Raw genomic sequence first — 10,038 nt, 5'->3', positions numbered from 1 at the left:
TTGCGGGTCTCCGCGGCGGGAGGCTTCGGCCCGCGCGACCCGTTGGGTCGCAAGAACTCCGCCACCAGCACCGCCCCAAGGCTGTCATATTCGGCCTGTCGGGCTCGTCCTCGGCGCCCCCCCCACGTGCCGCTGATGCGTCGCTCTCGCCGAGGACGGCGATTCTGCGAATCGCGCTACTCGCTCTCGCCCCAGTTCTCCGCCCCGTGTCAGCCTCACTGCGGCTCCGCTTTCGCTCCGCCGCACTTGCCACGGGTGATTGTCGAGCTCTGTTCCGCGCGCTGACGGAAATCTTATTCAAAGCGCAAGACGCTTTGAATGATTTCCTACTTCAGCGGTCGCGCGCGGTCGAGCTTTGACCCGCCTAAAACTGGCCTCGGGCCGCGCGGGCCCCACTTAATAAGGCAGAGAGAACCCGAACAAAACACCCAACGGGTGCGGGGACGGGAAATGCTGCGCATTTCTGCGGCAGCCTCTACCTCAATAACGCCGCGGTAGCAGCCCAACTCCCGGGCCGTGCGAACTCACGCCCTTGCGTAGCTGAGAGCAGCCGATTATCTTTGCAAAACGAAAACAAACGAAACCCCGATCGATGAAAAAAAAGCGTCATATTTTCCTCACCCTCTGGCTCGCCACAGCCGGAGCCATCGGAATCGCAACCGCTCAAACCGCCGACTACGCCGCTTTTTTGCGTGAAGTCGCCGCACGGAGCCCCCAACTCGCAGCTGCCGAGAAAGAGCACACCGCCTCCGTGCGCCAGCTGCGTACCGGCCTCGCTCCCGACGATCCGTCCGTGGCACTGGAATACTATTTCGTCGGTGAAACCCGCTACGAACTCGCCTTCGAACAATCCTTCGACTTCCCCACCGTCTACCACCAGCGCAATAAAATCAGTAAGTTAGGCATTTCGAAAGCCGAGCAGGAGCACCGCACCGCTCAACGCGCCGTGATGGGCGAAGTATCGGACGCCTATCTGCGCCTCGTCTACGCCGCCGAGCGGATCGAGATTTTCAGCCGTCGGCGCGACGCCCTGCGCCAAGCCGTCGAACTCTACCAGAAAGGGATCGAAAACGGCAGCACGACCCTGATCGAGCTGCGCAACGCCGGGATGCTGCTGACCGAAGCCGCCGACAACCTCGCCGTCGCCGAAGCCGAACACGCCGAAGCCGCTTTAGCGCTGGCCCAGCTGAACGGCGGCACCGCCATCGCCGCACAAGGCTACCCGACCTTCGCCTTCAGCGGCACACGCGACGAATTCGTACAAGCCGCCCTGGCCGCCGATTACGAACTCGAAGCCGCCGCCATCGACACCCTGATCGCCCGTCGCACCCTGAAACTGAGCCGACAAGCCTGGTTGCCGAAACTGACCGTCGGCTACAAAGTCGAAATCGAAGGCCACAAAGGCACCAACGCACTGCTGGCCGGCATCTCGCTTCCGCTGTGGCAGAACATCGGCAGCACCCGGGCAGCCAAAGCCGCTCGGGATGCGGCCGAAGCCCGGCATGAAGCCGTCGCCACGCAGGCCGAAGCACGTCTGAAAGCCCTGTACGAACGGTTCCGGATTCTCTCCTCCACCCTGACGACCCGACAGACCGCTCACGCGTCGGACAACTACCCGCAACTCATCGAAAAAGCCATTAAGGAGGGAGAATTGACCGCCATCGACGCCCTGCTGGCCCTCTCCGAGTGGTACGCCTTGAGCGACAACCTCACCACCCTGAAATACGAAGTGGCTCAGGCCGGAGCCGCCATGGCCCTGTGCCTGCTTTAGCATGAGGCTATTAAGATTCACAAAGGCCCGCCCCGGGCTACCGCGGCTACGGCGAGGGCCCGTTGTGGAGCGTCGACAACGGCGGGTACGGCTGGTCGTCCACGTCCTATACGAGCGACCACTGCCGTGGCGGGTACTTGGACTTCGGTGTGACGGGACTCGACCCCAGCAGTACGACGGGCCGTGCCTGTGGTTTTCAGTTGCGGTGCCTCTCGGAATAAACGGGGACGCTCGGCACCCGAATACTGGCCGCCTCGGCCCAAATAACCGCCCGCCTCTACCCGAAAGCTACCCAAAGCCTCTACCCTAAGCAAGTTAACACCCCTGTCACGACAACCAAAACCAAATACCTCCATATGCCACGAAGGGCGATTCCGAACCGGTTCGGAATCGCCCTTCTTCTATCAGGCCCGCGACGAATCGCGCTAATTCAGACTGATCTCGTCGATGAAGACGAACGCCGGACTGTTCTTGCCCGGATGCCACTCCGGCATACTGTGCTCCGGCTTCACGACGATCTTCACATACCGCGTCGTCACCGGATCGAACGTCAATTCATGTTCGTAAATGCCGTCCCGATCCTTCTGTCCCAACACCGGATACTCCGCTTCGGCCACCTTCCGGTACGTCACGCCGTCGTCCGACACCTCCACGCCGAAATAACGCGCGTCGAACACCCAGTCCCCCTTCACCACGCACGTTTCGATCTGCGCCCGCGAGATTTCGGTCGGTTGCAGGAGGTCGATCACCGCCTCCATATCGTTCTTCCAGAAGGCGATCCACCGCCCCGTCTTGTAGTTGCCGTTCCCCCGCAGACCGTCCACCAGCGTCCCCGCACCGGCATATTCATACTGCTTGTTGATCGGCTGGAGCATCGTGATCGGCTTCACGCTCGCCTTGTTGAAAGCGATCTCTTCGGTAAACACCCGGCTGGCCCCCGTCGGACGGATCACCACCGCCTTGAGCGTCCCCGGCCGGTCGATCTTCAGCGTGTCGGTATACTTCGGCGACGAAGCCGTCGGTTCGCTGCCGTCCAGCGTGTAGTGGATATCCGCGCTGTCGATCGCGAACATCGCCACGTCGAGCACCCCTTCCGCCGGATTCGGCAGGAACGAGACATTCACGTCGAAGACATGCGTCGCATAGTTATACCCCAACAGGTCGTAAATCCGCACCAGTTTCGGCAGCCGCGCCAGGAAGAGCTCGTAATTCTTCTGCGTCGGATCGCTCCACTGGATTTCGGCCAGCGCCGCCATCCGCGGCAGCTCCATGTACTCCACCTGCCGGAAATTCGGAATATACTCCGTCCAGAGGTTGGCCTGCACCCCGATGATATACTTCGCCTCCTCCGGCGAGAGCGCCGGCGACACCGGTTCGTAGTTGTAGACCATTTCGACCGGCACATACCCGCCGATCGCCATCGGTTCTCGGTCGACATCCTTGCTCTGGTAGTAGTCGAAGTAGAGGTAAGTCGTCGGCGTCATGATCGCCTGGTGCCCCTGCCGGGCCGCCTCGATACCGCCCTCGACGCCGCGCCAGCTCATCACCGTGGCATTCGGCGCCAGCCCCCCTTCGAGCGTTTCGTCCCAGCCGATGATCTGCCGCCCGCGGGCGTTCAGGAACTTTTCGGCGTGGTTGATGACGAAACTCTGCAAATACTCCTCAGCCGTATGTTTCGCATCCCCCTTGATGCCCAGCGCCTTGATGCGCGCCTGGCATTTCGGACAAGCCTTCCAGCGCACCTTCGGACACTCGTCCCCGCCGACATGGATGTATTCGCTCGGGAAGATTTCGACCACCTCGGCCAGCACATCCTCGATAAACCGCAGCGTGGAGTCGTTCCCCGCGCACAGCACATCGTCCGCCACGCCCCACTGTCCCCACACCTCGTACGGTCCGCCCGTGCAGCCCAGCTGCGGATAGGCCGTCAGCGCCGCCAGCATGTGCCCCGGCAGGTCGATCTCCGGAATCACCGTGATGTGGCGTTCGGCCGCATAAGCCACGATTTCGCGCGCCTCGTCCTGGGTATAGAACCCGGAGTGCGGCACGCTGTCGTAGACCCCCGTATTGTGTCCCACGACCGTCGCCTTGCGCACCGAGCCCACCTCCGTGAGGCGCGGGTGTTTGCGGATCTCGATGCGCCACCCCTGGTCGTCCGTCAGGTGCCAGTGGAAGCGGTTCATATTGTGCAGCGCCAACATGTCGATGAACCGTTTCACCGAGTCGACCCCGATGAAATGGCGGCTCACGTCGAGATGCGCCCCGCGGTATCCGAACCGCGGCCAATCGTTGATCTCGACCTGCGGCAGCAGCGCCGCCCCGTCGGTCACCGGCAACGCCTTGCGGAGCGTCTGAATCCCGTAGAAGACACCCGCCTCGGAAGCTCCCGTAATGGTCACCCCGTCGGCCGTCACCTGAAGGCGGTACGCCTCGGGATTCTCCGCCGCGAGCCCCGTCGCGAGCACGATATTCCCCCGCGCATCCGTTCCCGTCCCCGGTGCCGTCTGCAACCGGAGCCCCGTCATCTGACCGACGTATTCGGCCAGAAACTCGGCGTTCCGCTTCAGTGCTTCGTTATTCTCCGGATAGAGAATCTTCGCATTTTTGTCGAGCCGGAAATCGGCCCCCTGCACCCCGGCCACCTGCTGCGGCAACGGAATAACCTGATAGTCGGCCCGCTGAACGGTACCCGACGCACAGGCCGTAAAGAGACCGGCGAGCAGCGTCGTTTTCAACAATCGATGAATCGAGATCATAGAAAGAGTATTGGTTTTTAGTTGGTATTTCACAGAAACGGCCCCGAAAAGAGCCCTCGGAAGACAAAGATAGGAATTTCAAACCATAAACCCGCCATCGGCCCCTACGGTTTCCGCCCGCCGGGCCCCTCTCCGCTCAGTCGATCAGCCCGAAATGACGCAAAGCCCGGGCAATCCCCTCCTCGTCCACCGACGTCGTCACATAGTCCGCCTCCGCTTTCACCGCCTCGTCGGCATTGCCCATCGCCACCCCCGTCCCCACATGACGCAACATCGGAATGTCGTTGCCGCCGTCGCCGAAGGCCATCGTCTCGTCGAGCCCGATGCGGAACCGGGCCAGCAGCCGGTCGATCCCCTCGGCCTTGTCCACCCCCGCCGGTACGACATCGGCGAAGAGCGGATTCCACCGCATGGGCCGACAGCCCGGCAACACCTCCCGCATCAGCCGCGGCTCCTCCTCCGGGCTGAAAAAGGCGATCAGCTGCAAGACTCCCCGTCGGGCCGCCTCGCTCCACTCCTCCGCCGAGACGAGCCGAGCGGGCTGCGACGTCCTGACCAGCTCCCGGATCCGCTCGACCCGCTCATCGACGAAGTTCAGACACATCTCGCGCTCGCCGGCCAGCACGCAGGCGAACGCGTCGGGCCCCTGCTGCCACCGGATCAGCCGTTCGACATCCTCCTCGGGGATCGCCCGCCGGAAGACCACCTCGTCGCGTCCGGCCAGACAGTATCCGCCGTTCAGAGCGACATAGCCGTCGAACGGGAAATCGCAAACGGGAAAGATATCAGAAGGGTGACGTCCCGAAGCGATAAAAAGTTTCACGCCGCGCTGCCGGAGCTGTTCGAGTGCGCGCCGGGTCGAGACCGGCACCGCATGGTCGCGGAAGCTGACCAGCGTGCCGTCGATGTCGAAAAAGAGGGCTTTTATCATAAGAGGCTGTCGATCGCACCGCAAAATTACGGCTCGTTTCGGAATTATCCGCTGCCCGGGCCCGCAATTTCACCGCTTACGCCACTGTCCGATGGCACTGTTTTTGCGGCTGAGGACAGAAAAAAACGCATCGTCGTCCGTTATGAAAGATATCCGACTCACTCCGGTCGATAAACGCATCATCGACTGGCTCAACATTCTTGTTCTGCTGGGTTCGCTGGCGATCATCGCGTCGCTGTCGTACGACATCCTGACGGTCGGCCGCTACCGGCCGGCCAGTCCGATGACGCTCACGATCCAATTGGTCGTCTGTTCGATTTTCATCCTCGACTTTCTGGTTCGGTGGGTCATCGCTCCGCGCAAAGGCCGCTTCGTGAAGCACAATTTCCTGTTGCTGTTGTTCTCGATCCCGTTTCTGAACATCGTCCACTATGCGCAGTGGAACATTCCGCACGAGCTGCACTACCTGTTGGGGTTCGTGCCGTTGCTGCGCGGGGGCTACGGGCTGGTGGTGATCACCCGCTGGTTCACCCACCGGAGCGCGACGAGTCTGATGGTTTCGTACCTGGCTATCCTGACAGCGACGACTTACTTTACGAGTCTGATCTTTTTCGTGGCGGAACGGGGGCTCAATCCGGATGTGAAGACCTACTCGGATGCGTTGTGGTGGGCGACGATGGATTTGACGACGGTCGGGTCGAACATCGTGGCGGTGACGCCGGTGGGAAAGATTCTTTCGGTTTTTCTGGCCGCTGCGGGCATGATGATGCTCCCGATTTTCACGGTCTACATCACGGATCGGGTGGTCAATAGCCGTTCGCAAGCTGCCGGGCATCAGGCCTCCACCCCGACCGGGGATTCCGCGGGACAGGCTGAACAGAAACAGGGGCACGTCTGACATTGGAGCGCCTTCGTGCCTGCCCCGACATGGCGGAAAGTCCCGCCCCGGGCTACCGCAGTCACATTTCGGGTATACTAAGCGGCGGAGGGAACAGCGGCTATAGCTGGAACTTGTCAGTCTCTGACATCTTTGGCCGTTTCTTGTGGTTCCATATGCAAGCACTCGGTGCGACCAACGCTGGTCATCGAGCTTACGGTCTTCCGTTGCGTTGCCTCTCGGAATAAACGGACGCACAGCGTCTTTTGATGGCCGGGTCTACCCTAAACAATCGGGCAACCTCTACCCTACTTTTGAGTGGAATCCTGCGGTTCGAAGAACCGCGCGGGCCGGAGCCACCCCAGGCGTAGGCCTGCAACTTCGCAAAGCTCGTTTCCGGGCACGCTGGCTCCGACCCGAATCACAAAAGCACACCCCTGTAAGCAGGCCAGTTTCGACATCGGCATACGAATCAAAATCAAGCAGCAAGTCAAAATTAGGAAAAAACGAAAAAGTATAGCTACCTTTACAGAGAGACAAAGCACGCGGTACAAGCGTGGCCGCCTCAACAATCCATTACGACCCAAACAATTCGTTTTCAGAAATATAAACCAATTTCGATATGATTCCGTTTTTTACCCAACTGATGACCGATCCGATCGTGATCGAAAAGGCCGACAGCGTGAAATCCTCGTTCAGCCAATGGATGGAGAACCTGTCGAGCATGTCGGCCCAGGACCTCTTCAAAACCGTCGCCAACGGAGCCGTCTCGATCGCCCTGAAGATCGTGATCGCGCTGGTGATTTTCTGGGTCGGCCGGTGGCTGATCCGGCGCGTCCGGAAGATGATGGATCGAATCATGACGCGGCGGAACGTGGACGTATCGTTGCGAGCCTTTCTGATCAGTTTGGTGACGATCACGATGATGCTTTTCCTGATCATCATCACGATCGGCATTCTGGGGATCGACACCACCTCGTTCATCGCCCTCTTCGCCTCGGCCGGCTTGGCGATCGGTATGGCTCTGAGCGGCACCTTGCAGAACTTTGCGGGCGGGGTGATGATTCTGCTTTTCCGTCCGTTCCGCGTGGGCGACTTCATCGAAGCCCAGGGTCAGAGCGGGACGGTCAAAGAGATTCAGTTGATCCACACCCTGCTGAACACGGCGGACAACAAGACGATCCTGCTGCCGAACGGGCCGGTTTCGACAGGAATCATCAACAACTACTCGCGCGAATCGCGGCGGCGGGTGGACTGGACATTCGGCATCGCTTACGGCGACAATTACGATGTGGCGCGCGGGGTGCTGCTGGAGCTGCTGGAGGCCGACGAACGGGTGGCGAAAGATCCGGCACCGTTCGTGGCATTGACGGCGCTGGCGGACAGCTCGGTGAACATCGTCGTGCGGGCGTGGGTCGAATCGGGCGAATATTGGAACGTCTATTTCGACCTGAACGAGCGGGTCTACAAGACCTTTACCGAACGCGGCCTGAACATTCCGTTCCCGCAGATGGACGTACACCTCCACAAAGACGAGACGAAATAGTCTGCCGAGCAGAATTTTAAACAAAACAGCGCCCTGTTTCATCCGAAGATGAAACAGGGCGCTGTAGCTATCTCGGCAGCCCGATTATCTCCAACCGGCCCAAAGAATCAGGCCGACAATCAGCAGAATCATCGAGACGCCGAGCAGAAAGCCCCTACGCAACTCCTCCCCCTTGCGCGACATTAGAACGTAAACCCGACTTTGATCCGAATGGCAGAAGCCCAAAGCGTTTCGTCATAATACCCGTAATAATAACGCTAACCCTCTTCTTTATATCGCTGTCCCGAATAGCCGATACCCAACGTGACGGCATTTCGGTTCGAAGTCCGGAAAGCCACTCCCAATGCCGGTTCGACCATAAATCCGCCTTTGACATCGCTCGTTACCGAAACGTTGTACCCTGCACTCAGCGCAAAGAACGGCGAGACCGGCCTGTCCATGAAATTGGCCCGGAGATGAGCGAAGAAAGGCAGCGTAACGATATCCGAACCGTTCGTCCAGACATTGACCCCGATCCCGAATCCCAAATAGAAATAGGGATTGAACTGATAACCGTTTACCACATCGAACTCGAATCTGCTGCCGTATCCGTTGACGCCGATCCCGTAACCGGCTTCCAACAACCCGGCATAGCTTCTCGATTTAGCCTGAAAACCTGCGGAACGACCATAAGACTGTCTTTGAGAAGCAGTCTGCCGATTGGATTCTCGCGCCATTTTGCTGATTTCGTCCATTTGATAGACAAAAACATTGCCGTCCCGCGTCTCGATCTTCAGCGATTCGCCCGGCACCTGTTCGATGATTGCCCCTCGGATGACAGAACCGTTTTTCAGATAGATCACATCTTGCAGGTTGGAATTTTGTGCGAAGCCGGTACTCGAAACGAGTGCGACCAGGCACACGAGTAAAAATTTTTTCATGACTGAAAAAGATTTTTCGCCCCTCCGACTCCGCGAAAGACAGGGTGTGTAGAAAAAAGAAAGTGTGGAGTCGTAGCTTATCTGTACAGAGGCTCTGGAATGCCCAAACGCAAATAAACAATACCCCACACCTGTATATAGTAACGACCTCAGAACGAGGTGTACTTATACAAGTGATGAGTGTTTTGTTATCCTTGCGTTTGTTGAAATTTTCCAGATTTCTGTACAAGGACAAAAGCTAAACACTTTCATCGAAATATGTCCGCCGGGATCGCTCCCGACACCGACAAAGATAAAAAATGTTTTGCTGCGAACACTCTTTTTGGGGTATTGCGAGGGCAAAGGTCGGCGAAACTTTCCGAAATTCCACTATTGACCGGAAACTATGTTCGCCGTATGTTTATCGGTCGACGGCCCGACAAAATGGGTTGGAACTTTTAGTCGAAATTTGTTTTGCGGACTTAGAGCAGAAGCGGAAGAATGCCGCGGTGAGTCCGCCCCGGGCTTCCGCGACGCGGGAAATAATGGCCAGTTGGGCGGTTCGGCGAACGTCGGCCGTTACGGATACAGTTGGTCATCCGCAGTTAGCGGGACGCGCGGTGTATTCTTGAACTTCAATACGCAACTCCTACACCCCAGCAATGGGGGGCATCGTGCTCATGGCTTTCAGTTGCGTTGCCTCTCAGAATAAACAGGGGAAGTACTCGCGGGGCAATTTAGGGCAGCGGCTCCCCCGGGCTTCCGCAACGCAGATTCGGGAGCGTTGTGGAACCTCGGAGCCAGCGGTTACAACTGGTCGTCTTCAATCAACAGTACCAATGGTATGTTCTTAGCCTTCGGTTCGCAAGGTCTGGATTCCAACAACGCAAGCAACCGCGCCCACGGTTTTCCGTTGCGTTGCCTCTCGGAATAAACGCGCCCACAGGGCGTTTTACTGCCAGCCTCTACCCTACTTTTGAGCTGAATCCTGCGGTTCGAAGAACCGCACGGGCCGAAGCCTCCCGCAGCGGAGGCCCACAACTCACGTTGCTGTGGGTCCCGCAGGCTCCGGCCGCGAAAGCAATCCCTAATTCACTACCTCCTTAGCAAAGCAGGACGGACGCCCGGGAGGAACGGCAACTCTCGACGCGCGAGCGGCGTGTTGCGGGCCGCCCGGTAGGAGGCGTCCGGCCCGCGCGACCCAAAGGGTCGCAGAAGCAACAACCCATTCACCGCCCAAGGCTGCCGGGTTCGTCCT

The 10,038-nt window shown here is 59.0% G+C and carries 8 protein-coding genes; 5 read left to right on the top strand and 3 right to left on the bottom strand.

All coding sequences use genetic code 11. From position 1 onward, the window contains the following. Positions 1 to 592: 592 nt before the first annotated feature. Both ACTO3O_RS09375 and ACTO3O_RS09370 read left to right on the top strand, forming a co-directional pair. Positions 593 to 1,771 carry a TolC family protein gene (locus ACTO3O_RS09375; RefSeq protein WP_297831868.1) on the top strand — a complete coding sequence of 393 codons (1,179 nt, stop codon included), beginning with the start codon at positions 593 to 595 and terminating at the stop codon, positions 1,769 to 1,771. A 62-nt stretch (positions 1,772 to 1,833) separates the two neighbouring features. Further along, complete coding sequence (locus ACTO3O_RS09370) at positions 1,834 to 1,992, top strand: hypothetical protein (RefSeq protein ID WP_297831865.1); 159 nt, start codon at positions 1,834 to 1,836, stop codon at positions 1,990 to 1,992. A 204-nt stretch (positions 1,993 to 2,196) separates the two neighbouring features. Here the strand turns inward: ACTO3O_RS09370 and ACTO3O_RS09365 are convergent, their stop codons facing one another. Continuing rightward, the gene (locus ACTO3O_RS09365; protein ID WP_482596732.1) at positions 2,197 to 4,527 is read right to left on the bottom strand and encodes a glycoside hydrolase family 20 protein; all 2,331 of its coding nucleotides are present in this window, start codon (positions 4,525 to 4,527) and stop codon (positions 2,197 to 2,199) included. Positions 4,528 to 4,663: 136 nt separating this feature from the next. Next, positions 4,664 to 5,458 (bottom strand): Cof-type HAD-IIB family hydrolase, encoded by a 795-nt coding sequence (locus ACTO3O_RS09360; RefSeq protein WP_297831862.1) that lies wholly within the window; start codon positions 5,456 to 5,458, stop codon positions 4,664 to 4,666. A 142-nt stretch (positions 5,459 to 5,600) separates the two neighbouring features. On the opposite strand from ACTO3O_RS09360, the gene ACTO3O_RS09355 reads away from it, so the two are divergent. Both ACTO3O_RS09355 and ACTO3O_RS09350 read left to right on the top strand, forming a co-directional pair. Then, positions 5,601 to 6,356: an ion channel gene (locus ACTO3O_RS09355; RefSeq protein WP_297625827.1), complete on the top strand. Its 756-nt coding sequence runs from the start codon at positions 5,601 to 5,603 to the stop codon at positions 6,354 to 6,356. 601 nt (positions 6,357 to 6,957) lie between these two features. Then, complete coding sequence (locus ACTO3O_RS09350) at positions 6,958 to 7,881, top strand: mechanosensitive ion channel family protein (RefSeq protein WP_294593634.1); 924 nt, start codon at positions 6,958 to 6,960, stop codon at positions 7,879 to 7,881. 257 nt (positions 7,882 to 8,138) lie between these two features. Here ACTO3O_RS09350 and ACTO3O_RS09345 read toward each other — a convergent pair whose 3' ends face one another. Further along, positions 8,139 to 8,801: a hypothetical protein gene (locus ACTO3O_RS09345; RefSeq protein WP_297831858.1), complete on the bottom strand. Its 663-nt coding sequence runs from the start codon at positions 8,799 to 8,801 to the stop codon at positions 8,139 to 8,141. Between the two features lie 532 nt (positions 8,802 to 9,333). Between ACTO3O_RS09345 and ACTO3O_RS09340 the strand changes: the two genes are divergently transcribed. Further along, entirely contained in the window at positions 9,334 to 9,492 is a 159-nt protein-coding gene (locus ACTO3O_RS09340) for a hypothetical protein (RefSeq protein WP_297831855.1), read from the top strand. Positions 9,493 to 10,038: the final 546 nt, after the last annotated feature.

The sequence above is a fragment of the Rikenella sp. genome (assembly GCF_056799795.1).
The sequence above is the reverse complement of the archived record's forward strand: the minus strand, read 5'-3'. Positions and strand labels throughout refer to the sequence as shown.

What these genes read in the sequence shown, in the direction of transcription:
- ACTO3O_RS09375 (WP_297831868.1), top strand. Translation starts at nt 593, where the DNA reads ATGAAAAAAAAGCGTCATATTTTCCTCACCCTCTGGCTCGCCACAGCC.
- ACTO3O_RS09365 (WP_482596732.1), bottom strand. Translation starts at nt 4,527, where the DNA reads ATGATCTCGATTCATCGATTGTTGAAAACGACGCTGCTCGCCGGTCTC.
- ACTO3O_RS09360 (WP_297831862.1), bottom strand. Translation starts at nt 5,458, where the DNA reads ATGATAAAAGCCCTCTTTTTCGACATCGACGGCACGCTGGTCAGCTTC.
- ACTO3O_RS09355 (WP_297625827.1), top strand. Translation starts at nt 5,601, where the DNA reads ATGAAAGATATCCGACTCACTCCGGTCGATAAACGCATCATCGACTGG.
- ACTO3O_RS09350 (WP_294593634.1), top strand. Translation starts at nt 6,958, where the DNA reads ATGATTCCGTTTTTTACCCAACTGATGACCGATCCGATCGTGATCGAA.
- ACTO3O_RS09345 (WP_297831858.1), bottom strand. Translation starts at nt 8,801, where the DNA reads ATGAAAAAATTTTTACTCGTGTGCCTGGTCGCACTCGTTTCGAGTACC.